The organism is Streptomyces sp. NBC_01363 (assembly GCF_026340595.1).
In the GTDB taxonomy this organism is placed as follows: domain Bacteria; phylum Actinomycetota; class Actinomycetes; order Streptomycetales; family Streptomycetaceae; genus Streptomyces.
The window spans coordinates 503,457-526,444 of sequence record NZ_JAPEPF010000001.1; the positions used below are offsets into that span (position 1 = coordinate 503,457).

Annotated in this window: 18 protein-coding genes and 1 pseudogene; 11 read left to right on the forward strand and 8 right to left on the reverse strand. The window is 71.2% G+C overall.

What is annotated here, in order from left to right; translation table 11 throughout:
* Positions 1-32: 32 nt before the first annotated feature.
* From OG611_RS02295 to OG611_RS02315, 5 genes are all read right to left on the reverse strand, one after another.
* Positions 33-893 (reverse strand): serine protease, encoded by an 861-nt coding sequence (locus tag OG611_RS02295; protein WP_266415018.1) that lies wholly within the window; start codon positions 891-893, stop codon positions 33-35.
* A gap of 141 nt (positions 894-1,034) precedes the next feature.
* Positions 1,035-1,901, reverse strand: a complete 867-nt coding sequence (locus tag OG611_RS02300) for an AraC family transcriptional regulator (RefSeq protein WP_266415020.1) — start codon at positions 1,899-1,901, stop codon at positions 1,035-1,037.
* A gap of 72 nt (positions 1,902-1,973) precedes the next feature.
* Positions 1,974-2,894 (reverse strand): DUF3626 domain-containing protein, encoded by a 921-nt coding sequence (locus OG611_RS02305; protein WP_266415022.1) that lies wholly within the window; start codon positions 2,892-2,894, stop codon positions 1,974-1,976.
* Complete coding sequence (locus OG611_RS02310) at positions 2,894-3,565, reverse strand: class I SAM-dependent methyltransferase (RefSeq protein ID WP_266415024.1); 672 nt, start codon at positions 3,563-3,565, stop codon at positions 2,894-2,896. The genes OG611_RS02305 and OG611_RS02310 overlap by 1 nt, the downstream gene beginning before the upstream one ends.
* 126 nt (positions 3,566-3,691) lie before the next feature.
* Complete coding sequence (locus OG611_RS02315) at positions 3,692-4,021, reverse strand: hypothetical protein (RefSeq protein WP_266425471.1); 330 nt, start codon at positions 4,019-4,021, stop codon at positions 3,692-3,694.
* 498 nt (positions 4,022-4,519) lie between these two features.
* On the opposite strand from OG611_RS02315, the gene OG611_RS02325 reads away from it, so the two are divergent.
* From OG611_RS02325 to OG611_RS02350, 6 genes are all read left to right on the forward strand, one after another.
* Entirely contained in the window at positions 4,520-5,731 is a 1,212-nt protein-coding gene (locus OG611_RS02325) for a pyridoxal phosphate-dependent aminotransferase (protein ID WP_266415026.1), read from the forward strand.
* A 100-nt stretch (positions 5,732-5,831) separates the two neighbouring features.
* Positions 5,832-6,236 (forward strand): hypothetical protein, encoded by a 405-nt coding sequence (locus OG611_RS02330; RefSeq protein ID WP_266415028.1) that lies wholly within the window; start codon positions 5,832-5,834, stop codon positions 6,234-6,236.
* 147 nt (positions 6,237-6,383) lie between these two features.
* On the forward strand, positions 6,384-7,487 hold the full coding sequence (locus OG611_RS02335) for a substrate-binding domain-containing protein (RefSeq protein WP_266415031.1): 1,104 nt from the start codon (positions 6,384-6,386) through the stop codon (positions 7,485-7,487).
* A 28-nt stretch (positions 7,488-7,515) separates the two neighbouring features.
* Entirely contained in the window at positions 7,516-8,739 is a 1,224-nt protein-coding gene (locus OG611_RS02340; RefSeq protein ID WP_266415033.1) for a toxic anion resistance protein, read from the forward strand.
* Positions 8,736-10,376, forward strand: a complete 1,641-nt coding sequence (locus OG611_RS02345) for a substrate-binding domain-containing protein (RefSeq protein WP_266415036.1) — start codon at positions 8,736-8,738, stop codon at positions 10,374-10,376. The genes OG611_RS02340 and OG611_RS02345 overlap by 4 nt, the downstream gene beginning before the upstream one ends.
* Before the next feature lie 40 nt (positions 10,377-10,416).
* The gene (locus OG611_RS02350) at positions 10,417-11,007 is read left to right on the forward strand and encodes a hypothetical protein (protein ID WP_266425473.1); all 591 of its coding nucleotides are present in this window, start codon (positions 10,417-10,419) and stop codon (positions 11,005-11,007) included.
* Positions 11,008-11,167: 160 nt separating this feature from the next.
* On the opposite strand, the gene OG611_RS02355 is transcribed toward OG611_RS02350, so the two are convergent.
* Complete coding sequence (locus tag OG611_RS02355) at positions 11,168-13,018, reverse strand: phosphoenolpyruvate carboxykinase (GTP) (protein WP_266415038.1); 1,851 nt, start codon at positions 13,016-13,018, stop codon at positions 11,168-11,170.
* A 196-nt stretch (positions 13,019-13,214) separates the two neighbouring features.
* Here OG611_RS02355 and OG611_RS02360 point away from each other — a divergent pair, with 196 nt between their 5' ends.
* From OG611_RS02360 to OG611_RS02370, 3 genes are all read left to right on the forward strand, one after another.
* Positions 13,215-13,913: a hemolysin III family protein gene (locus tag OG611_RS02360; protein ID WP_266415040.1), complete on the forward strand. Its 699-nt coding sequence runs from the start codon at positions 13,215-13,217 to the stop codon at positions 13,911-13,913.
* A gap of 151 nt (positions 13,914-14,064) precedes the next feature.
* The gene (locus OG611_RS02365; RefSeq protein ID WP_266415043.1) at positions 14,065-15,582 is read left to right on the forward strand and encodes an MFS transporter; all 1,518 of its coding nucleotides are present in this window, start codon (positions 14,065-14,067) and stop codon (positions 15,580-15,582) included.
* Positions 15,583-15,593: 11 nt separating this feature from the next.
* On the forward strand, positions 15,594-16,226 hold the full coding sequence (locus tag OG611_RS02370) for a TetR/AcrR family transcriptional regulator (RefSeq protein WP_266415045.1): 633 nt from the start codon (positions 15,594-15,596) through the stop codon (positions 16,224-16,226).
* 37 nt (positions 16,227-16,263) lie between these two features.
* Here the strand turns inward: OG611_RS02370 and OG611_RS02375 are convergent, their stop codons facing one another.
* On the reverse strand, positions 16,264-18,291 hold the full coding sequence (locus OG611_RS02375) for a thioredoxin domain-containing protein (RefSeq protein ID WP_266415047.1): 2,028 nt from the start codon (positions 18,289-18,291) through the stop codon (positions 16,264-16,266).
* A 357-nt stretch (positions 18,292-18,648) separates the two neighbouring features.
* Here OG611_RS02375 and OG611_RS02380 point away from each other — a divergent pair, with 357 nt between their 5' ends.
* Positions 18,649-19,215 (forward strand): Uma2 family endonuclease, encoded by a 567-nt coding sequence (locus OG611_RS02380; protein ID WP_266415049.1) that lies wholly within the window; start codon positions 18,649-18,651, stop codon positions 19,213-19,215.
* A 117-nt stretch (positions 19,216-19,332) separates the two neighbouring features.
* On the opposite strand, the pseudogene OG611_RS02385 reads toward OG611_RS02380, so the two are convergent.
* Positions 19,333-19,491: pseudogene (locus OG611_RS02385) on the reverse strand (DUF255 domain-containing protein); the annotation flags it as partial.
* A gap of 125 nt (positions 19,492-19,616) precedes the next feature.
* Between OG611_RS02385 and OG611_RS02390 the strand changes: the two are divergent.
* A complete protein-coding gene (locus tag OG611_RS02390; RefSeq protein WP_266415051.1) occupies positions 19,617-22,895 on the forward strand; it encodes a tetratricopeptide repeat protein in 3,279 nt (1,092 codons plus the stop codon).
* The last annotated feature ends 93 nt before the right edge of the window (positions 22,896-22,988 follow it).

A 22,988-nucleotide genomic window follows, 5' to 3' on the forward strand; every position in this document is an offset into this window, starting at 1 on the left:
GAGGGCATCGCGGCGGCGACGGGTTCACGAGATCACGGCTTGGGCAGGGCACACCCCGCACGGTCGAGGTCGAACTTGTTGCCGGCGCCGATGCACGGCACGATGCCGTACGTCTCCTGGGCGTAGTTGATGCCCTCGCGCACCGTCACATTGCCGCTCTCGTCGACCTCGCACGGGTTGTTGTCCGTGCACTCCTGGCCGTCCTCGTTGCCGGTGTTGTTGACGGCGACGACCTTGCCGGTCGCGTTGTCGATCACCGGGGAGCCGGACGTACCGCCGATGGTCTGGCAGGCGGAGGTGTAGCGGACCGAGTCCTTCCAGGTCCACTCCCCTTCCTTGAGGCGGTAGACGAAGCCGTCGACGTTGCAGGCGTACGTGCGCTTCCAGTACCCGGACACGACGGTGATCGCGGTGCCCTGGACCGGGTGCGCGGTGTTGAGCTCCAGCGCCTTGATGCCGTACTTGCTCTCGATCTGGGCGTAGGTGCTGGTGAGTTGGTACACCGATATGTCGGTGTCGGTCATCGTCCCGTACGCGATCTTGCTCGCCCGCAGGGTGCCGACACCGCTGCCCGAGGCGTTCAGCAGGGTGAAGCTACGGGTGGACGGCTGGTCGAACACGACCTCGCCGGGGCCCGGGAATCCCGACTCCATGCAGTGCCCGTTGGAGAGCACGAGCGCGGGGTCGCCGGGCTGGGAGTCGGGAGTGCGGACGACGGAGCCGGAACAGTTGCTGAGCGCCACGGTCCCGGCGAAGTTGACCGCCTTGGGCCGGACCTTCTCCTTGACCGCGGTGGGCGACGCCGCTTCGTGGCCGGTTGACGCGGTTGCGGGCGCGACACCTGCCCCGAGGAGCAGGACAGCGAACAGCGCACCGACGAGAGGCTTCTTCATGTGGGGGTCCCCTCAAGTGACCTGGGCAGGGTCCTGATGGCCCCCGCCCACCGAAGTTCCCTTCGGATTTGACATGCGCATGTTGGCGCACTGAAGGGGCCCCCACAAGGGGCGGTTTCAAGCCATCGGGCCCAGGGCCCGTCAGGCGGCGGCCGGCTCCACCGGGATCCACAGCTCGGCCGAGGCCTCCCCCGCGACCGGCGACGGCCCGACGCGCAGGATCTCGGGACCGGGCCTGCTCCGGTACGGATTGGACGGGAACCACTGGGTGAACACGTCCCGCCACAGGTGCTGGAGCGCCTCGGGGAAGGGCCCGGAGTTCTCGAAGACGGCCCAGGTGCCCGCCGCGACCGCCAGCACGTCCAGGTCGTCGGGCACGTCCGCACCGGTCACCACGGCGTGGTAGTAGTCCAGTTCGGTCCCCTCCGCACGACTCTCCGCGAGGTTGTCGCTCACCTGGACGATGCCCGCCGGCTGCTGATCGGACAGCGCCGCGATGCGCCCCACGGTCCCCTTGTCGATGCCCCGGACGAACTCGGCGATGGCCGGGTTGATCCCCTCGTGCACGAGAGGAACCCGCGCCTTCCTGCCGACCACCCGGAACTCGTCCTTGGCCACGATCCGGTACTCCATACTGCTGCTGCCTTCGACCACGAGACGGAAGGACATCCGGGGCTGGGACCGCAGAACCGCACCGGCCCGCCGGGCCTCGCCCGGACCGACACCGTGCATGGCACGGAACGCCCGAGCGAACGCCTCGCCCGAGGAGTAGCCGTAGCGCACGGCGACCTCCAGCAGCGTCCGCTTCCCGTTCAGCACCTCGGCACCCGCGAGCGTCAGCCGCCTGCGCCGTACGTACTCCGACAGCGGCATCCCGGCCAGCGCGGAGAACATCCGCCGGAAGTGGTACTCCGACGTCATGGCGATCCGGGCCAGCTCGGCCGCCTCGATCCGCTGATCGAGACGGCCCTCGATGTGCTCCATGGCCTGGTTCAGCTTCTCCAGCACCCCGGCCTCCTTCCCTTACGGACACTCACATGAGGAAGAATGCGCCCCGGCCCACCCGACACTCCGTGCCCGTTACGGTCGGGCCGGTCGCGGCGGTGCGCCGAAGCGCGCCAGACAGTGCCAGACCTTCTTCAGCGACTGGAGGTCGTGGCGGCCGGAGCGGGCCGCGTCACCGATGATCCGCGGGTCGAGGACCCCGTTCTCGGCGATCTCGGCGCCGAGGTCGACGAACTCCGCTCCCCGGTAGTCGGGGTGGCGCCGCAACTGCTCGACGGTCAGCCGGAATCCCACGTGCCACTCCGTGCGGCAGGGCAGTCGGCGGGCCGCCTCCTCGACCGGGGTGGACCGGTAGCAGGGATCGAGCACCAGGGCCTCCACATGGCGGTCGAGGACGACCGGGCCGTGGACCTGCGCCTCGATGTAGTCGTCGAGCGCGTCCCGCTCGTCGGCCTCGGCCAGCTCGATGAGATGCATGCCGGACGCGACGCCGAAGTCCACCGGCTCGGCCGCACTGTCCGGATAGCAGAACGTGGCACGCGGGAGGGTGTCCGCAGTCAGCCGGAAATGCGCGGAGCCGAATCTGGGAGCAGCCCCGACGGCGGCGGCACGGAAGTCCAACGCCCCGTAGACCGGCCGCTGTTCGCCCGGCACCCCGTCGTAGGCCCCGTCGAAGATCCGGCTCTCCCAACGCCATCGGTCCCCGCCCGGGTACGCCGTGAGACCACCGTTGCCGGTGCCCGTCACGAACTGCGAGTGGTAGACGCCGTCCTGCGCCAGGGCGACCAGGACGGGCCGGCCCGCCGCCTCGCGGTCGGGGTGGAAGTTCAGCGTCAGCCGCAGCGAGGTGTCGAGCGGCCTCCCCGACGAGAGGGACGCGACATGGCCGAGGGCCCGGTCCTGAGGGGACGGGGGCGGGGACGGGGGCGGGGACGGATACGCGGCCGGTGCCGGAGACCGCGGCGGGTCGTCGTGCGACGTTGCGGTGCGGGGCATCAGGGCCTCACGGTCCGGGTGTCCGCCCGCGCCGCCTTCAGGACGTCGTAGCCGACGAAGTCGAACATCCGGTGCCCGGGGGCGAGTTCGCGCGGCTCACCGGTGAAGCGGTGTGCGCCGACGCCGTACCCCGCGTCCGGTTCCGACAGCCACAGCCGCTCGAATCCGCGCTTCTCGAACCAGTCGCAGACCAGCGGTACCCGGTCGGGCGCGGCGCGGTTGCGGGTCCAGACGACCGTGCCGCCGGGCCCGCACAGCCGGGTGCAGATGTCGATGGTGCGCTCGATGTCGGCATCGACGACATTGCCGAACACACCGCAGACCAGCACGAGATCGGCCGGTGCCAGATCGAGATAGTGATCGGTGAGCGAGGCGTCGCCCGTCACCACCTCCACCCGCGTCAGCCCGGCCCTGCGGGCCGAATCCCGGGCCGCTGCGGTGTTCCCGGGGTCCAGCTCCACCAGTCGGGCCCGGACGTCGTCGCGCCGGGGGTGGTCCTCCAGTACATCGATGAGGTCGCGGCCCTGACCGGCGCACACACTGATCGCGCGCAGCGGGCCGGGAAGTGCGGTGTCCAGGGCGTCCCGGATCCGGTCCTGGACGGCCCGCAGCCGCCAGGCCAACCGTGAATCGGGGATGTCGTACGCGTCGTGCCACGCCTGCCAGTCCATGGCGGGGACCCTACGACCGGGTCACCGGGCACGTCATGCGAGTTCTGCCGGGCCCGTCGCACCCGTACGACGGTTGCGGCCGCCACAGGGCTAGGGCCTGTCCGACCCTGATCCGCCGGACAGGCCCTAAGCGGCCTCCGTCGCGGCCGCTTCCCTCGACAGCTGCACCGCCTGGCGCAGGCTCAGGCCCGGCTCGGCCCTGCGCAGTGCCTTGACCGCCGCGACCGCGTCGAGCGGACCCTGGTGGCCGCCCGCCCGGATCCGGCGCCCCGCCCAGCGGCCCCGCATCTCGGCGTCGGGTGCGCCGGCCGCGTCGGCGACCACGGCGAGGGCCCGTTCCAGGCCGGGGCGTTCCTCCGCGCCCGCGGTCTCCAGCGCCTGCCGCAGCGCCGCGCCGATGGCTTCCGCGTCGCGCACCACGACCACGGCCATGTCCTGCTTCCCGTTTCCGATCATGCGGTCATGGTCCCCGGGGAGAGTCGCTCTCTCAACCGAGTTGAGCCACATCTGAGGTACGCAGGAGGCACCATCGGCATCCAGGGCGGCCGCAAGGCTCCTGAGGAGTTCGATCGTCGGCTCTGTACCGCCCTCCTCGATGCACTCGATGTCGCCCTCCTCCATCTCCATGCCGGTACGTCCGGCCAGCTCGGCCACGCTGAGCCCAAGCGCGGTGCGGAGGTCATAGAGAGCCCTCACGACGGTCAACCGGACGACGAGCCCATACGTCACGCCCGCACGCCCCGAACGCCTCCCGCGTCGTGGCGCATCTCACCCGTCCGTGTCCGTCACGCCCCTGTTCCACCGCATTCGAAGCCCCGTCGCCGTCCCAGCCCGGCGTTCCCACGGTGCCGGGCGGTGGGGGCATGGCGATGGAAGACGGGGAGGGCACCCGGGTGGTGCAACCGGAGGGGAAAGGCCGGGCAGCGCGCGGGGTGCGGTCGTAAGCTCCCAGACATGCAGGTCATCCAGTCCACGAAGCTCGCCAATGTCTGTTACGAAATCCGGGGCCCCGTGCTCGAGGAGGCGATGCGGCTGGAAGCAGCCGGTCACCGCATCCTCAAGCTGAACACCGGCAACCCTGCCGCGTTCGGGTTCGAGTGCCCGCCCGAGATTCTCGAGGACATACTGCGCAACCTCTCCGGGGCGCACGGCTACGGCGACGCGAAGGGGCTGCTGTCCGCGCGGCGGGCGGTGATGCAGCACTACCAGACCAAGGGGATCGAGCTCGACGTCGAGGACATCTACCTGGGCAACGGCGTCTCGGAGCTGATCCAGATGTCGATGCAGGCGCTGCTCGACGACGGCGACGAGGTCCTCGTACCGGCTCCGGACTATCCGCTGTGGACCGCTTCGGTGTCGCTGGCCGGCGGCACGGCCGTGCACTACCGGTGCGACGAGCAGGCCGACTGGATGCCGGACCTCGCCGACATCGAGCGGAAGATCACCGACCGCACCAAGGCCATCGTGATCATCAACCCGAACAACCCGACGGGTGCGGTGTACGACGACGAGATGCTGCGCGGGCTGACGGAGATCGCCCGGCGCCACAATCTGGTGGTCTGCTCCGACGAGATCTACGACCGGATCCTGTACGACGGGGCGACCCACACCCCGACCGCGACGATCGCGCCCGATCTGATGGTGCTCACCTTCAACGGGCTCTCCAAGAACTACCGGGTGGCCGGATACCGGTCTGGGTGGCTGGCGGTCTGCGGCCCGAAGGCGCACGCCTCCTCGTACATCGAGGGGCTGACGATCCTCGCCAATATGCGGCTGTGCGCCAATATGCCCTCGCAGCACGCCGTGGCCACCGCGCTGGGCGGGCGGCAGTCGATCGAGGACCTGGTGCTGCCGGGAGGGCGGATCCTGGAGCAGCGCGATGCGGCGTACGACCTGCTGACGCAGATTCCGGGCGTGACCTGTGTGAAGCCGAAGGGGGCGCTGTACCTCTTCCCGCGCCTCGATCCCAAGGTCTACAAGATCAAGGACGACCGGCAGATGGTGCTCGATCTGCTGCGGGCCGAGAAGATCATGGTCGTGCACGGTACCGGGTTCAACTGGCCGGAGCCCGATCACTTCCGGGTCGTGACGCTGCCGTCGACCGAGGATCTGACGGACGCGGTGAGCCGGATCGCGCACTTCCTGGACGGGTACGGCCAGCCTTAGCCGCGCCCCCGACGACTTCACGGACACCAGAATCGATTGCGGATAACTTTAGACTGAATCCAAGGTAGGATGGTTCCACTGCAACACCAGGAGGCCATCCATGTACGAACCGATCCGCACCAAATCGGTCCACACACCGGCCGACCACGCCGACGACTTCCCGCACCGTTCCCGCGAGGAAGAGCTGGACATCCAGCTCGCCGGGCACCTGGCCGCACTCCTCGCGGTCACCGACGAGCTGGACCTCGGCGAGGCGGGCGACCGCATCGCGGAGCAGGTCGCCAGGCTGCGCGGCGCGCCGCCCGCCCGGCACGCCGGCCGGACCGACGCACCCGCACCGGCGCTGCACCGCCGCGCCCACGCCCTCGCGGGCCGCGCACTGGTGGTGGCCGCGTCCCGCGCCGACACGGCCGTCGCGATTCTCGCGGCCGAGCGCATGGACGCCCACACCGCGGCGCTCGCCGCCGCCCCCGCCGCCCCGACGCGACTGGTCGGCGCCCACTGACGGCCCCGGTCCACGTGCCGTCGAGGCGCGTGGGCCGGGTGCCACCCGTCCCCGCGACGCGCGGACAGCCGTTCCCGTCCCCGTTCCGCCTCCGTTGCGTACTGGGATGATTGCTTAACCTTCCGTCCACCCAACTCCGCCTGGAATGTGGGTTTCCGCGAGCAGGCTTCGCGTGTGAGACGCATCGTGGGAATCGTCCTGGCGGTGCTGCTGATCGGCGGAGTGGCAGTGGCCGTCGCAGCAGGCCGCGACAGCAAGGACAAGAGCACGGCAACGAAGACCGTGCGTGGAGTGATCGGTTCGGAGAAGGCCGAGTTCTTCGCCGATCCCGACGTGGTGAAGGCCCTTGCCGCCAAGGGACTCACCGTCAAGGCGGAGACATCCGGGTCCTGGGCCATGGACCAACTCCCCCTCAAGGGTTACGACTTCGCCTTCCCGGGCTCGAAGGCCCCGGCCGACGAACTGCAACACGGTTCCGCCGTCAAGGGCGGGCCGCTCAGGCCCTTCTACTCTCCGCTGGTCGTCGTCGCACACCGCGCCGCCGCGCAGGTCCTGGCCGACAACGGGCTCGTGACCCTGAGCGGAAAGTCCAGCGGCAAGCTGCTCATGGGCCCCTACCTACGGGCCGCCCGCACGGACCGGACCTGGCAGCAGCTCGAAGGGGCGGAAAAACACGCCGAGTTGACCGGAACGGTGTTCATCACCAGCACCGACCCCGTCTCGTCCAACTCCGGCGCCCTCTACCTCGCCGCCGCCTCGTACGTGGCCGACGGCGGCCGGGTCGCCGCGGACGAGGCCGCGATCGACCGCACCGCACCGCTGCTGAGGAAACTGGTCCAGGTGCAGGGTGCGCAGCAGACCAGCAGCGACGCCCCGTTCCGGGACTTCGTCAGCGGCGTCGGCAATCCGCTGGTGCTGGTGTACGAGTCGCAGGTCGCCTCGCTGCTGATGCAGCGGCAGGACGCCGGGGACCTGGTCCTCCTCTACCCCGACACCACCGTATCCAGCGACCACACCCTCGTGCCGCTGACCGCGACCGGCCGACGGCTGGGCGAACTGCTCTCCACCGACCCGGAGTTGCGCAAGCTCGTCGTACGGCACGGTTTCCGGCCCCAGGGCGCCGCAGCCGAGTTCACCGCGGCCACCGCCGGCCACACCGACTACATCGACCAACAGCTGACCGGTGTCCGCCAGGCGCCCGTGCCCACCGCCACGGTGCTGCGCGCGATGGCCCGGCGGACCCGCGGCTGACGACACACGCTCCCTGGAGACCCCAGCCATGACCGAAGAGCCGCAACCGCTCGCCCTCACCCCGCCGGGCGACTCCGCCCCGCCGCTCGTCCTGACCGCGCCGGAGCCGGTCGCCCCGGTCCGTGCCGAGCAGGCCGCCGGTCTCGTACCGGTCGACGAGTCGGTACGGACGGAGATGACGCGCCGCGCCACCGAGTACGTCGGCGGCCTCGCCGGGCTCGATGCCCGGTCGCCCGAATTCACCACCCGGATCGGGGAGATCGCCGCACTCGGGCAGGGCGACATCCGCAGTGCCGCCCAGCAGTCCAACCGGATGCTGGACCGCACCGTCCGATCGCTGGCCGGGTCCGGGTCGGGGGGCGTGGACGCGCAGACCCGGGTCGGCTCGTCCCTGGTCGAGCTGCGCCGCACCGTCGAGGACCTCGACCCGCGCGACACCCCGGGCCGCGGTGCCCGTCGGCTGCTGGCCAGGCTTCCCGGCGGCAACAAGCTCCGCGACCACGTCGCCAAGTACGCCTCCTCCCAGGCCACCCTGAACCGGATCGTGGGCTCGCTGCGCGGCGGGCAGGACGAGCTGCGCCGCGACAACGCGGCCCTGCACACCGAGCGCACCCGGCTCTGGGAGACCATGGGCAAGCTCCAGGAGTACGTCGTGCTCACCGAGGCGCTGGACGGCGCCGTCGAGCAGCGCATCGCGCAGGCCGCGGCCACCGACCCGACGCAGGCGGACGCGCTGCGGGCCGATGTGCTCTTCCCCGTGCGGCAGAAGCACCAGGATCTGCTGACCCAGCTCGCGGTCTGCGCGCAGGGGTACCTCGCGATGGATGTCGTACGGCGCAACAACGACGAGCTCATCAAGGGCGTCGACCGGGCCGCGACCACCACCGTCTCCGCCCTGCGGATCGCCGTGATGCTCGCCTCGGCACTGGAGAGCCAGCGCAAGGTGACCGAGCAGGTGCAGGTGCTGCGCTCCACGACCGAGGACCTGATCCGCGGCAACGCGGAGATGCTGGCCGGCCAGAGCGGCGAGATCCAGCGCATCGCGGCCGATCCGGCGGTGGGCGCGGAGACGCTGCGCACCGCGTTCCAGCAGATCTACCGGACCCTCGACGCCATCGACACGTACAAGGTGCAGGCCACCGAGTCGATGGCGGCGACCGTGGAGTCGCTGACCGCCGAACTCCAGCAGGCCAGTGCCCATTTGGAACGCAGCCGGTCGGCCGGTCCGCTCGACGGCGGGGGGCTGGGATGAGCGGCCGATCCCGGCGGCTGAGACGGCTGCGGCGCCGGGTCGCCCGTTCGCTCGTCGCGCTGCTGGCCGTTGCCGTGCTCGCCCCGCTCGCCGCCTGCTCCGGATCGGACGACGGTTCGTCCGGCGGGGCGTCCGGCGGGCCGGAGAAGGACGACGGCAGACCGCGGGCCGGCACGCTGCGGGTCCTGGCATCCAGCGAACTCGCCGACATGAAGCCCCTGTTGGAACAGGCCAGGAAGGCCACCGGAATCACCGTGCGGCCCACCTGGACCGGCACCCTCGACGCCGTCGAACTGCTCGGCTCCGGGAAGGCGGACGGAGCGTACGACGCGGTCTGGCTGTCGTCGAACGACTATCTGCGGCTGCGCCCGGACGCGGCGAGGCGCATCACCTCGGAGACTCCGCTGATGGCGTCGCCGGTCGCCCTCGGGGTCCGCCCGGCAACCGTGCGGCGGCTGGGCTGGCAGCCTTCGGACGTGACCTGGTCGCAGGTGCACCGGGCGGTCGCCGAGGGCCGGCTGACGTACGGAATGACCGATCCGGACCGTTCCAACTCCGGTTTCTCCGCGCTGGTCTCGGTCGCCTCCGCGCTCTCGGGCGCCCAGTCCGCGCTGACCGACGCCGATGTCCGCGGGGCGAGCGGAAAGCTGACGGAGTTCTTCGCGGGGCAGCGGCTGACCTCCGGCTCCTCGGGCTGGCTGGCCACCGCGTACGCCCGGCGCGGCACCGTCGACGCGCTGATCAACTACGAGTCGGTGCTGCTCTCGCTGAACCGCGACAGCCACACCGGGCTGACCGTGATCCGCCCCCGCGACGGGGTGGTGACGGCCGACTACCCGCTCAGCGCGCTCGCCGCCGCCGCTCCGGACGCCAAGGACTCGGTCCGCGCGCTGACGGAGTACTTCCGGACCCCGGCCGTCCAGCGGAAGCTGACCCGGGACACCTTCCGCCGCCCGGTCGTGCCCTCGGTACGGCCCGCGGCGCCGCTCGCCGCCGACGCGCGCCGCGAACTGCCGTTCCCCGGCTCGCGATCCGTCGCCGACGGGCTGCTCCACAGCTACGAGAACAAGCTCCGCCGGCCCTCGCGCACCGTGTACGTGCTGGACACCTCCGGCTCGATGGCAGGGGAGCGGCTGACGGCGCTGAAGGCGGCCCTGACCGGGCTGACCGGGGACTTCCGGGAACGGGAGGAGGTCACGCTGCTGCCGTTCGGCTCGTCGGTGAAGCAGGTCCGTACGCACACGGTCGACCCCGCCGACCCGCAGCGGGGCCTGGCGGCGATCAAGGCGGACACCGCCGCGCTGACGGCCGGTGGCGAGACGGCGATCTATTCGAGTCTGAAGTCGGCCTACGAGCAGATCGGCGACGGCACCGAGTCCGCGTTCACCTCGATCGTGCTGATGACGGACGGCGAGAACACGGCGGGCGACACGGCCGGCGGATTCGCCTCCTACTACCGCGCGCTCCCGGCCGCGCGGCGGGTCACCCCGGTCTTCCCGATCGTCTTCGGCGACTCGGACCGCCAGGAGCTGGACCGGATCGCCGAACTGACCGGCGGCCGGCTCTTCGACGCGACGAAGGAACAGGGTCCCGGCTCCCTGGACGGCGCATTCGAGGAGATCCGTGGATACCAGTAGACCGCCCGGCGGTCCGGGAGGCAGGCCCACGAACAGGGTCCTGGCGTATGTCGAGTCGCGGAAGAACCTCACCGGGAGCGCCTGCGGGATCGCCGGTCTCGCCCTCACCTTCACCGGGCTCGCGGGGGCGTACTGGCCGGTGGTGGTCCTCGGGCTGTACGGCGCGGGCGCGCTGATCGCCCCGCCGGAACGGCCGCCGGTCCCGGTCTTCCCCGACCCGTCGACCCAGCTGGACGCGCTGCGCACCGACTACCGCGCGCTGTGCGGGTATCTGGACGAGGTCGAGCTGCCGCCCGCCGCGTCCGGACGGCTCACCGAACTGACGGACCTGCTCGACGGACTGCTCGCCCCCGGACCGGTGGCCGAGGCCCTGGCCGCCGACCCGGAGGGCATCCACGTCCTGGCACGCGCCGTGCGCCAGGACATCCTGGAGTCGGTCGACGCGTTCGTACGGATCCGCCCGTGGACGCGGATGGTTCCGGGCACGGAACCGCCCGAGCGCCATCTGGAACAGCAGCTGACGCTGTTGCACCGGGAGGTCGAGGCGCTGGCCACGGCACTGCGGGAGGCGGAGGCGCGGCGCCAGCAGGCCCATACGCGCTATCTGGAGGACCGGGGCCGGAACGGGTAGCGCGTGTGGCGAGGGTGGAAGAGCGCGGCCCTCCGGAACCGTGAGGGGGTTCCGGAGGGCCGTACCGCGGCGGGCTGTCGACCCCACAGGTCAGGGCGGATGTCCGAGGCCCGGCCGCGGGGTGTGCGGGGCGCACCCGCGCGGGGTGCGCCCGGGGGCGTCAGCCCAGGCGCTGGACCAGCGCGCGGTACTCGTCCCACAGTTCCTTCGGCGTGTGGTCACCGAAGGTGTTGAGGTGCTCGGGGATCAGCGCCGCCTCCTCGCGCCAGACCTCCTTGTCGACGTCGAGCAGGAAGTCCAGGTCGGACTCGGAGAGGTCCAGGCCCTCGGTGTCGAGGGAGCCCTTGGCCGGCAGGATGCCGATCGGGGACTCGACGCCCTCTGCCTTGCCTTCGAGGCGCTCGACGATCCACTTCAGGACGCGGCTGTTCTCGCCGAAGCCGGGCCACACGAACTTGCCCGCGTCGTTCTTGCGGAACCAGTTCACGTAGTAGATCTTCGGAAGCTTCGACTGGTCCGGCTTGTCCGCGCCGACCTTGATCCAGTGGTTCATGTAGTCGCCCATGTTGTAGCCGCAGAACGGCAGCATGGCGAACGGGTCGCGGCGCAGCTCGCCGACCTTGCCCTCGGCGGCGGCGGTCTTCTCGGAGGCGACGTTGGCTCCGAGGAAGACGCCGTGCTGCCAGTCGAACGACTCGGTGACCAGCGGTACGGCCGAGGCGCGGCGGCCACCGAAGAGGATGGCCGAGATCGGCACGCCCTTCGGGTCCTCCCACTCGGGCGCGATGATCGGGCACTGGCCGGCCGGGACGGTGAAGCGGGCGTTGGGGTGGGCGGCGGGCGTGTCGGACGCGGGCGTCCAGTCGTTGCCCTTCCAGTCCGTGAGGTGGGCGGGGGCCGTCTCGGTCATGCCCTCCCACCACACGTCGCCGTCGTCGGTGAGCGCGACGTTGGTGAAGACGGAGTTGCCCCACATGGTCTTCATGGCGTTGGCGTTGGTGTGCTCGCCGGTGCCGGGCGCGACGCCGAAGAAACCGGCCTCGGGGTTGATCGCGTAGAGACGGCCGTCCTCGCCGAACCGCATCCAGGCGATGTCGTCGCCGATGGTCTCGACGGTCCAGCCGGAGATCGTGGGCTCCAGCATGGCGAGGTTGGTCTTGCCGCAGGCGCTCGGGAACGCGGCGGCGACGTATTTCGCCTCACCCTGCGGCGGCGTCAGCTTGAGGATCAGCATGTGCTCGGCGAGCCAGCCCTCGTCACGGGCCATGACCGAGGCGATGCGCAGCGCGTAGCACTTCTTGCCGAGCAGGGCGTTGCCGCCGTAGCCGGAGCCGTAGGACCAGATCTCGCGGTCCTCGGGGAAGTGCGAGATGTACTTGGTGGTGTTGCACGGCCACGGAACGTCCTCCTGGCCCTCCTCCAGGGGCGCGCCCAGCGTGTGGACGGCCTTGACGAAGAAGCCGTCGGTGCCGAGCTCGTCGATGACGGCCTGTCCCATGCGCGTCATGGTGCGCATCGAGACGGCGACGTACGCGGAGTCGGTGATCTCGACGCCGATCGCGGAGAGCGGGGAGCCGACGGGACCCATGCAGAACGGGACGACGTACATCGTGCGACCGCGCATGGAGCCGCGGAAGACACCCTTCTCACCGGTGAAGCTGTTTCCCTCTTCCCCGGTAAAGATGGCCCGCATCTCGGCGGGGGCCTTCCAGTGGTTCGTCGGGCCCGCGTCCTCCTCCTTCTCGGAGCAGATGAAGGTGCGGTCCTCGACGCGCGCGACGTCACTGGGGTCGGACGCGGCGTAGTAGGAGTTCGGGCGCTTGATCTCGTCCAGCTTCGTGAACGTGCCCTTGGCCACGAGCTCCCCGCACAGGCGCTCGTACTCGGCCTCGGAGCCGTCGCACCAGACCACCCGGTCCGGCTCGGTGATGGCTGCGATCTCATTCACCCAGGAAACGAGCTCCTGGTGGTCGGTGGGGGCAGTGAGGGGAGCCGCGATGTCGCGCGCCACGATCGCTCCTTGGTGAGGGTGTCTTTTGGGTAGTCGCCCCGTGGGGGCCGCGACCCGGATGCTTCGTAGCCGCTCATCCGGTGCCGAACGCACTCATTTGATCATCCGACCGTTTCGCCCATATGTCCAGGGGGCCGCCCACGTGAGCATCGCCACTCGCACTCGCTACCTACGGTTGCGTAGGTACGATGCGGGAATGACTGCTGCCGCCGCCGCGCCCGAGCCAGCCGGGCTGGAATCAGCCGAGTCCGACACCGTCCCGGTGAAACCACGGATGCGTGGCTGGCTGCACGCCGGAATGTTTCCCGCCGTGATCGTCGCGGGGGTCGTGCTGATCGCGCTGACGGACAGCGCCCGCGGCCGGATCGCCTGCGGCATCTACGTTCTGACCGCGTGCCTGCTGTTCGGCGTGAGCGCGCTCTACCACCGCGGCACCTGGGGTCCGCGCGGCGAGGCGGTGCTCCGCCGGCTCGACCACGCCAATATTTTCCTGATCATCGCGGGCACCTACACCCCGCTGACCCTGCTCCTGCTCCCCGAGTCGACCGGAACCCCGCTCCTGTGGGCGGTCTGGGCGGCGGCGACCGCGGGCATCGCCTTCCGGGTGTTCTGGGTCGGCGCCCCGCGCTGGCTGTACACGCCCTGCTACATAGCGATGGGCTGGGCCGCGGTCTTCTTCCTGCCGGACTTCATGCGGACCGGCGGGATCGCGGTGCTGGTGCTGGTCGTCGTCGGCGGGCTGCTCTACAGCGCCGGCGGTGTCATCTACGGCATCAAGCGGCCCAATCCGTCACCGCAATGGTTCGGCTTCCACGAGGTCTTCCATTCGCTGACCCTGGCGGCCTTCGTCGTGCACTACGTCGGTATCTCGCTGGTGGCCTACAACCACAGCTGAGCACCCCCTTCCACCCCCTCTCCCGCAATGGCCGTGGCTTGAAAGCCGCGGCCATTCGCCATGCCAGGGCCCCGGCGCGCCGAAAACATTGACACTCACCATCTTTTGATAGTTACTTTCACTTGACTGTGACTCTCAAAGGAGCGTTTCCATGAACCGACGCTGGTGGGCCCTGGGCGCGCTGGTCGCGAGCATGCTCGTCCTCGGATTCGACATGACGATCCTCAACGTGGCGCTGCCGACCATGGCCGAACAGCTCGGCGCGACCACCGGCGAGCAGCAGTGGATGGCCGACGCATACGTCGTGGTCTTCGCCGCTCTGATGCTCCCGGCCGGGCTGCTCGGTGACAGGTTCGGCCGTCGCCGGATGCTCATCACCGGCCTCGGCATCTTTCTGATCGGCTCGCTCATCGGCTCGCTGGCCGACGCCGTGCCCGCCGTCGTGACCGCCCGCTGTGTGATGGGCATCGGCGCGGCGCTCGTCATGCCGCTCGCGCTGGCCGTGCTGCCTTCGCTGTTCGGCGCGCCCGAGGACCGGGTCAAGGCCATCGGTATCGTCTCGGCCGCCTCCGCGCTGGGACTGCCGCTCGGCCCGATCCTCGGCGGCTGGCTGCTGGACCACTTCTGGTGGGGCTCGATCTTCCTGATCAACATCCCGATGGTGGCGATCGGCATCACTGCCTGCGTGTTCCTGCTCCCGGAGACCAGCGACCCGGCCTCCCCGAAGGTCGATGCCGTCTCCACCGCCCTGACCGCGACCGGTCTCGGCACGCTGATCTACGCGATCATCGAGGCGCCCGGGCGCGGCTGGGGCGACCCGCTGGTGCCGGGCATGCTGGCCGCCGGTGTCGTGCTGATCGCCGCGCTCGTCGTACGGGAACACGGCGCCGAGCGCCCGATGCTCGACATGTCCCTGCTGCGGCAGCGGCCGTTCCTGCTGAGCGCGCTCGCCGCGACGCTGGTGATGTTCGTGATGTCGGGGCTGATGTTCATCCTGCCCGGCTACCTCCAGGCGGTCCTGGGCCACGACGCCTTCGGCACAGGGGTACGGATGCTGCCGATGATGGGCGGGCTGATCGTCGCCGCGAAGACGGGCGCCCCCGTCACCCAGCGGTTCGGGGCGCGCGCCACGATGACGGCGGGCCTGGTCGTGCTCGCCTTCGCCGCGCTCCTCGGCAGCCGAACGACGGTCGACAGCGGTTACGGCTTCACGGCGCTGTGGCTCTCCGTCGCCGGGGTCGGCTTCGGCTTCGCCGTCGTCCCCGCGATGGACGCCGCGCTGGCTGCCCTGCCCGCGGACCGTGCGGGCAGCGGGTCGGGGCTGCTGATGACCGTACGGCAGACGGGCAGCGCCCTCGGGATCGCGCTGCTCGGCAGCCTGCTCGCCGGTGCGTACAGCGGCCGGCTCGACACCACCGGCGTACCGGCCGCCGCCGCGGACGCGGCGGGTGACTCGGTCGTCGCCGCCCATGTCGTCGCGGCGAAGTTCGGCGCGCAGCGGCTGGCCGACTCCGCGGACGCGGCGTATCTCCACGGCATGAGCGTGGTGCTGCAAGTCATCGCTGTCACGGCCCTGGTGTCGGCGCTGCTGGTCGGGGCGTTCCTGACGAACCTCCCCACCCCGTCGCAGGAGCGGACGGACATGGCCCCGGCACCCGCCGATGCCTGACAATGGCGACCATGGCCGCCACCTCTCGTCCCCCTTCCGTTTCCGCCCCCGGAACGCCGCCCCCACTGGGGTTGCGCGAGCGGAAGAAGCTCAAGACCAGGATCGCGATCCGTCGGGCGACCTATCGGCTGATCTCCGAGCAGGGGTACGACGCCACGACGATCGAGCAGATCGCGGAGGCTGCCGAGGTGTCGCCGAGCACCGTCTTCCGGTACTTCGCGGCCAAGGAGGACATCGTCCTCACCGACGAGTACGACCCGATCATGGAGGCCGAGCTGCGCAACCGGCCGGCCGACGAACCGCCGCTGGAGTCGCTGCGGTTCATCGTGGCCAAGGCGCTGACGGCGTTCCTCGCGAGCGAGGAGGAGGAACTGCGGCAGCGCACCCGGCTGATGGTGGAGGTCCCCGCCATCCGGGCGCGGATGACGGAGACCATGTCGGACACGGCGAAGATGCTCGCCCAGGTACTCGCCGACCGCAGCGGCCGCAGCCCCGACGACCTGGAGGTCAGGGTGTTCATCGCGGCGGTGCTGGGGGCGCTGCGCGAGGTGACGCTGTACTGGGGCGAGCACGGTCAGGAGGGCGACCTGATCATGTTGATCAACCAGGCGCTGGACACGCTCGAAGGCGGGCTGACGCTGTAGTCGGGGCTTCGGCCTCAGTCCCCGGACGGCTCCGTCCTCAGTCGTCGGACGGGCTCGATCCGAGGCTCCGCGCCAGCGCCTCCCGGTCCGTCGTCGGCGCATCGCAGACGAAGTGCCTGCACACGTACGCGGTCGGCGCCCCGTCCACCATCGGCCGGTCCGCCAGCAGCGGAAACTCCGTCCCGGCCGTCTCCCCCGCCGCCACCACCGCACCGGGCGCCCGCCCCAGGAGCGCCGTACGGTGCAGCTCGCCGCCGACCGGTCCGGCGACCGCGACCTCGCGCGGCCCGTCGAGCAGGGCCTCCGCGACGGCGAGGCCCCAGCCGGTGAACCGGGGAACCCGCGGCCCGAGCGCCTTCACGACACCCAGCGCCCCCTCCGCGGCGGTGCGATGGGCCTCGGAGCCGGTGTGCGCGGCGTACGAGAGCAGTGCCCCGGCAGCCGCCGTCCAGCCGGCCGGGGTCGCGTTGTCGGTGGGGTCCTGCGGGCGGCGGATCAGCCGCTCGGCGTCGTCCGCCGTGTCGTACAGCTGGCCGCCCTCGCCGGTGAAGTGCTGGAGCACGATGTCGAGCAGGAAGCCGGCGAACTCCAGCCAGACGCCCTCGCCGGTGACCGAGGCCAGGGCGAGGAAGCCCTCGGCCACGTCGCCGTAGTCCTCCAGCACCCCGGCGTGCCCGCCGGACCGCCCGTCCTTGGACGTACGGTCCAGCCGGGCGACGTCGCCCATGTGCACCCGTACCAGCAGATCCGCGGCCTCGGTGGCGCGCTCGACGAGGTCGGGGCGGTCGAAGTACGCGCCCGTCTCGGCGAGCGCGGCAATCGCCAGACCGTTCCAGGCGGCGACCACCTTGTCGTCCCGGCCGGGGCGCGGGCGCAGCTCGCGGGCGGCCAGCAGCGCGGCCCGCACCCGGGCGACCCGGTCCGCGTCCGCCCCGGCGTCCGCCCACGGCAGCCGGAGGACCGAGGAGCCCTCCTCGAACGTGCCCTCCTCCGTCACCCCGAAGTGCTCCGCGGCGAAGGCGGCGTCCTCCTCGCCGAGCACCTCCCGCAGCTGTCCGGGCGTCCACACGTAGTACGCGCCCTCCACGTGCCGCCCGGCCCCGTCCTCGCTGTCCGCGTCGAGCGCGGAGGCGAAACCGCCCTCGGCGGTGCGCAGTTCGCGCACCATGAAGTCGGCGGTCTCCAGGGCGACCCGGCGGGCCGCCTCCGAGCCGGTGGCCCGCCACAGGTGCGCGTACACCCGGCAGAGCAGCGCGTTGTCGTAGAGCATCTTCTCGAAGTGGGGTACGACCCACTCCCGGTCCACCGAGTAGCGGGCGAAGCCCCCGCCGAGCTGGTCGTACATTCCGCCCCGGGCCATCGCCCCGCACGTGTCGACGGCCATCTGGAGGGCGCCCTCCGCCCCGGTGCGGGCGTGGTGACGCAGCAGAAACTCGATGGTCATGGACGGCGGGAACTTGGGCGCCCCGCCGAACCCGCCGTGCTTCTCGTCGTACTCACGGGTGAGCCCGAGCAGCGCCTGCGCCAGTTCCGCCTCGCCGGGCAGCCCCTCGCCGCCGTGGACGAGGGAGCGCTGGGTGAGGTCGTGGACGATGCGTCCGGCAACCTCGGCGACCTCGTCGCGGCGCTCGGTCCAGGCGGCCGAGACACCTTCGAGGACCTGCTGGAAGGACGGCATTCCGTGGCGCGGCTCGGGCGGGAAGTACGTGCCGAAGTAGAAGGGTTCGGCGTCGGCGGTCAGGAAGACGGTCATCGGCCAGCCGCCCTGACCGGTCGCCGCCTGCACGGCCTCCATGTACACGGCGTCGACGTCGGGCCGTTCCTCGCGGTCGACCTTCACCGGGACGAAGTGCTCGTTCAGATAGGCCGCGACCCGGTCGTCCTCGAAGGATTCGTGCGCCATCACATGGCACCAGTGGCACGCTGAGTAGCCAACCGACAGCAGAACGGGCACATCGCGGCGCCGCGCTTCCTCGAAAGCCTCCGGCGTCCAGGGCCACCAGTCGACCGGATTGTCAGCGTGCTGAAGCAGATACGGCGAGGTCACACCAGCTAGCCGGTTCATGCGATCCAGCCTCTCACAATGCCCACCCCCGTCGGTGAGCCCTGCACAGGCTCTGCCTCGCTTGGCCGAACTGCGCTTATCCGCCATCACGTGATGGACGACCGCCTCCCCACTCGTCCTCCCCACTCGTCACAACTCACTTGGGACGAGCATTCAATCGAGACGGCTCGCCAGGCGGGCTTCGACGAGCACGACAAGGGCCCCACCGGTCCCAGGGCTGTCGGTGCGCCGAAACAGAGAAGAGGCAGAGAGGGAAGGCGATCGCGCTCTTCCGAAATCGGGCGCCTCGGCATCACAGGACAGTAGGCTGAGCCCAGCAGCGCTGGAACTGTTGAGGCTCCTCGAAGGAGGCACACCATGACCGCCGAGATGGTGGCGCCCGCATGGATGCATACGCAGATCAGCGCGGAGCAGTACGAATCCTGGTCCGATGAGCAGTGCGCCGGCATTGAGATCGTGGACGGGATGGTCGTTGTGAGCCCGAGCGCATCCAAGCGGCACAACCGGCTGACCCGGATCCTGGCCAATGCCCTGGACGCCGCCGCAGGCCTGGACTGGAACGCCGACACGGACTTCGACGTCCGCCTGCAGGACGTTCCCCTCACCAACCGCCGTCCAGACGTCGTCGTCTACCGGGCTGAGACCATCGACCTCACACCCACCCGCCCCGAACACGTACTTCTGGTCGTCGAGGTCGTATCGCCCGGCTCGGAAACCACCGACCGGATCGTGAAGGTGGACCAGTACGCCAAGGCCGGCATCCCCTTCTACTGGCGGATCGAACAGGCCGCCACCGGCGTCCCGATCATCTACACCTACGTTCTCGACCCCGCCACCAAGGCCTACAGGGATGGCGAGATGTTCACCGGCGTGATCAAGGCTGCCGCGCCCTTCTCCGTCACTGTCGACCTGGGAGCCATCTGACGATCGGCATTCGCTCGGACAGCGTCATGCGAAATGCTGGAGGCGCCCACAAACCCGGAGCAACACACCTCTCCGATTCACAACTGGTCGACACATAGGGGTTCGGCAAGCGCACTGGCACCAGTGGCAGCTCGCGTAGCCGACGCTGAGCAGCACCGGCACGTTCCGCCTGCGTGCCTCCTCGAACGCCTCGGGCGACCAGGGCAACCAGTCGACAGGATTGTCGGCATGCCGGAGGAGGTACGGGGAAGTCTCACGGTCCAGGCGATTCGGTATGGCCACATCCTCTCTCAGCCCCGGTTGATCGCATCACTCTCTCGCGCTGACGCGCCGTACGCAGGAGACTGGGCGGCGATGCCGGCCGATGCCGTCGCAACCGTCGTATCCGGAGGGGGACACACATGCGGGACAGCCATCGGGCCGAAGCCGAAGGGCTGTTGGTGCGCGCCGTGGAGGAAGAGGTGCGGCGCTCGGGCGGTCGGGCCGACGCCGGGACGCTGACGGCACGCGGGCGGGCCGCGCTGGATTCGCTGGCGGCCGCCGCGGACGACGAGTACGCCGCGTATCTCCAGGCGCTGGACGCCGCGGAGGCCGGGACGCAGCCGCTGTCGCAGCGGTTCAGCCGGGCGGCGTTGGGAACACCCCTGCTGGTCACCGGAGTTGCCGCGGTCGCCGCCTTCGGCGCGGATGTCGCGTTCGGCACGGCGACGGGACCGGCGCTCGGCGCGGGCGCCGTCGTCGCGGTCGCCGGGGCCACCGCCACCGTCGCCAAGGTCACCGCCTCGCACTGGCCCGCCGCCCACCGCCGGGCCGGCGCGCTCGGGCAGCCCGGCGGCGCCGAACAGCTGCGGCTCCAGTGGCTGGCGGCGCTCGAAGTGCGGGGCATCCGCCCCTTCATCGACCAGCAGCGGATGCTCACCGCCTCGTCCCGCACCCCGCCGAAGAAGGTCCCGCCGCAGTCGCGGACCGCTCCGTCGCTGCGCCGCACGGACCGCAGCGCGGCGGCCCGTACGCGCTCGCTGCTGGAGCAGTCGTTCGGCCATCTGCCCGCGTCCGACGAACCGTTCGCGGGGCGGCGGGCCGAACTGGAGCAGATCGCCCGGTGGGTGCGGGAGGCCCGCGCGTCGACGGAGACCAAACCGACCGTCGTCGTCCTGCACGGCACGCCCGGCTCCGGACGCACCACGCTCGCGTTGCGGGCCGCGCACGGCCTCAAGGACCTGTTCCGCGGCGCCTGCGTGGTGGACCTGCGCGGCGATGTGGCCGGTGAGGCGCCACTGCCGACCCGTGACGCGCTGCTGCACCTGCTGAACCGGCTGGGCGCGCCCCGTGAGCAGCTGCTGTTCCGGGACGGGGCGTCCCCCGGCGGGGCGGACCCGTCGGCCCGGGGCAGGGCGTCCGCCGAGCAGCAGGTGCGGCGGCTGAGCGAGCTGTACCACCAGCATCTGACCGGCACCCCGGTGACGATCGTGCTCGACGACGCGGGCGACGCGGAGCAGGTCCGCACACTGGTCCCCGAGCGTTCCGACAGCCTCGTCCTGGTCACCGCCCGCGAGCCCCTGGAGCTGCCGGCCGACATCCCGGCCCGGGTCCACCACCTGCCGGTCGGCGCGCTGGACGCGGCCGGCGCGGAGGAGCTGCTGCGCGAGACGGCCGGGACGGAGGAGGGGCCGTACGACGCGCGGGCGACGGACACCGTCGCCGAGCTGTGCGGCGGGCTGCCGCTCGCGCTGCGCATAGCGGGCTCCTCGCTGGGGACACGCACCCGCGACGCCCTCGCCGCCGATCTCGCCGGGTACGGTCCGGTCGCCCCGGTCGAGCGGGCGCTGTCGCTGCGTTACACCGACCAGTCCGAGCAGGCGCGGCGGCTGCTGCGCCGACTCGCGCTGGCCGGGCGGGCGAGCCTCGGCGCCGCCGCGGCGGCCGCGCTGCTGTCCGCCGATGAGCAGGAGGCCGAGCGGCTACTGAAGGCCCTGGCCGGGGCCGGGCTGCTGACCCATGTGCGCGGCTCGCGCTACCGGCTGCACGACCTCGTACGGGGCTTCGCCCTGGCCCGGCTGCGGGACGAGGAGGAGGCGGCGGACCGTACCGCGGCACAGGAGCGGCTGATCCGGAACTACGCGGACCTGGCCGGTGCGGTGATCCGCATGGTGGACGGCAAGATGTCCACCCGGGCCGGGCAGTTCGGCTCGCACGGCTTCGGTTCGCTGGACTCGGCGTTGCGCTGGCTGGACGACGAGTCGAGCTTCATCACCTCCGCGCTGCGGCACGCCGAGGGTGTCGACCAGGGGGCCGTGCTGGACCTGCTGGGCGCGTTGTGCGACTACTGCCTGCTGCGCGGCGACCTCTACCGGCTGGGCGAGATCAGCGAGTTGACGCAGGCGGTGGACCAGGGGCTGCTGGAGCGGTCCGTGCAGTGGCGTACCGGCATCGCGGCCCGTCAGCTCGGCGAGCTGGACAAGGCCCGGACCACCCTGTCGTCGGTCGTCGGCCTGTACCGCGAGGCGCAGAACGGGGCGGGTACGGCGCTGGCGCTCTGCTCGCTCGGCATCACCCTGCACCACCAGGGCAATCTGACCGAGGCGTCGGCGCGGCTGCGCGAGGCGATCGAGCTGCAGTCCTCCGAGGAGCAGGCGGAGGACCGCGCCTGGTCGTTGCACGCGCTGGCGGCCGTCGAGCGCGACCGGGCCCGGCTCGCGGAGGCGCTGACCCTGCTGGACACCGCGCTGGCCCTGCACCGGGAGGGCGAGTCGCTGCACGGCGAGGCGTGGACCCTGTTCCAGCTCGGCCAGACCCTGCTGCGGATGGGCGCGGTGGAGCGGGCCGAGGTCGCGCTGCGCGGGGCCCTGGACCTGTACGGCCGCACCCGTGACGAGCGGGGCGAGGCATGGGCGCTGACCCAGCTGGCCCGCGCCCGGCTCCTGGACGGCGACCCGGCCCCGGCCGTGGAGCAGCTGAACGGGGCGCTGGCCCGCCACCGCGACAACGAGGACGCGCGCGGTGAGGCGTGGACGCTGTTCTACCTGGGCCAGGCGCTGGAGGAGAACGGCGACACCGATCCGGCCGTCCGGCAGCTGGAGCGGGCCCGCACGATGTTCTCCCGGATGCGGGACGTGTACGGGCTGGCGTGCGCCCGCCACCACTCGGGCCGGGTCACCCGTGACCAGCGGGCGGCCCAGACCGGGAACCTGCGCAACTCCGGCTTCGCCCGCCAGCTCCTGGTGGACGCCCGCGCCGACTTCCGGCGCATCGGGGTCGCCCACGGCGAGGCGTGGACGTGCCTGGAGCTGGCGCTGATCGACGCGGGCAACAACCGTGCCCCGCAGGCGCTGGAGCTGTGCGGCGAGGCGGTGGAGCTGTTCGACTCCTACGGCGACGCGCGCGGCGCGGACTGGGCGCGTTTCCTGCGCTGCACGCTGCTGCCCTACGCGTCACCGGGCGGCAGCGAGGTGGGCACGGTGGTGGCCCAGCAGGAACTGGCCGAGCTGCTGGGGGCCGGGCATCCGGCGCGTGACGGCAAGCTGGAGGACTGCGCGGAGGCGTTCACGGTGGTGCTGAACCGCGGTGTGGACCTGGAGGACGGCTGGCAGGCATGGCGCCTGGGCATGACGCCGACGCGTCATGCCCGGGAGGTCATGGGCGTACCGGTCCCGGCCGGGCACGGCCCGTCCGGCGCTTGAGGACGGCTTCGGGTCCGGTCCGGCCATGAACCGGCCGGACCGACGCCGGGCGACGGGGCGGCGGCCCGGGACTTTCCGGGCCGCCGTCGCCTG

What these genes read in the sequence shown, in the direction of transcription:
- OG611_RS02295 (WP_266415018.1), bottom strand. Translation starts at nt 893, where the DNA reads ATGAAGAAGCCTCTCGTCGGTGCGCTGTTCGCTGTCCTGCTCCTCGGG.
- OG611_RS02305 (WP_266415022.1), bottom strand. Translation starts at nt 2,894, where the DNA reads ATGCCCCGCACCGCAACGTCGCACGACGACCCGCCGCGGTCTCCGGCA.
- OG611_RS02310 (WP_266415024.1), bottom strand. Translation starts at nt 3,565, where the DNA reads ATGGACTGGCAGGCGTGGCACGACGCGTACGACATCCCCGATTCACGG.
- OG611_RS02315 (WP_266425471.1), bottom strand. Translation starts at nt 4,021, where the DNA reads ATGATCGGAAACGGGAAGCAGGACATGGCCGTGGTCGTGGTGCGCGAC.
- OG611_RS02325 (WP_266415026.1), top strand. Translation starts at nt 4,520, where the DNA reads ATGCAGGTCATCCAGTCCACGAAGCTCGCCAATGTCTGTTACGAAATC.
- OG611_RS02330 (WP_266415028.1), top strand. Translation starts at nt 5,832, where the DNA reads ATGTACGAACCGATCCGCACCAAATCGGTCCACACACCGGCCGACCAC.
- OG611_RS02340 (WP_266415033.1), top strand. Translation starts at nt 7,516, where the DNA reads ATGACCGAAGAGCCGCAACCGCTCGCCCTCACCCCGCCGGGCGACTCC.
- OG611_RS02345 (WP_266415036.1), top strand. Translation starts at nt 8,736, where the DNA reads ATGAGCGGCCGATCCCGGCGGCTGAGACGGCTGCGGCGCCGGGTCGCC.
- OG611_RS02360 (WP_266415040.1), top strand. Translation starts at nt 13,215, where the DNA reads ATGACTGCTGCCGCCGCCGCGCCCGAGCCAGCCGGGCTGGAATCAGCC.
- OG611_RS02365 (WP_266415043.1), top strand. Translation starts at nt 14,065, where the DNA reads ATGAACCGACGCTGGTGGGCCCTGGGCGCGCTGGTCGCGAGCATGCTC.
- OG611_RS02370 (WP_266415045.1), top strand. Translation starts at nt 15,594, where the DNA reads ATGGCCGCCACCTCTCGTCCCCCTTCCGTTTCCGCCCCCGGAACGCCG.
- OG611_RS02375 (WP_266415047.1), bottom strand. Translation starts at nt 18,291, where the DNA reads ATGAACCGGCTAGCTGGTGTGACCTCGCCGTATCTGCTTCAGCACGCT.
- OG611_RS02380 (WP_266415049.1), top strand. Translation starts at nt 18,649, where the DNA reads ATGACCGCCGAGATGGTGGCGCCCGCATGGATGCATACGCAGATCAGC.
- OG611_RS02390 (WP_266415051.1), top strand. Translation starts at nt 19,617, where the DNA reads ATGCGGGACAGCCATCGGGCCGAAGCCGAAGGGCTGTTGGTGCGCGCC.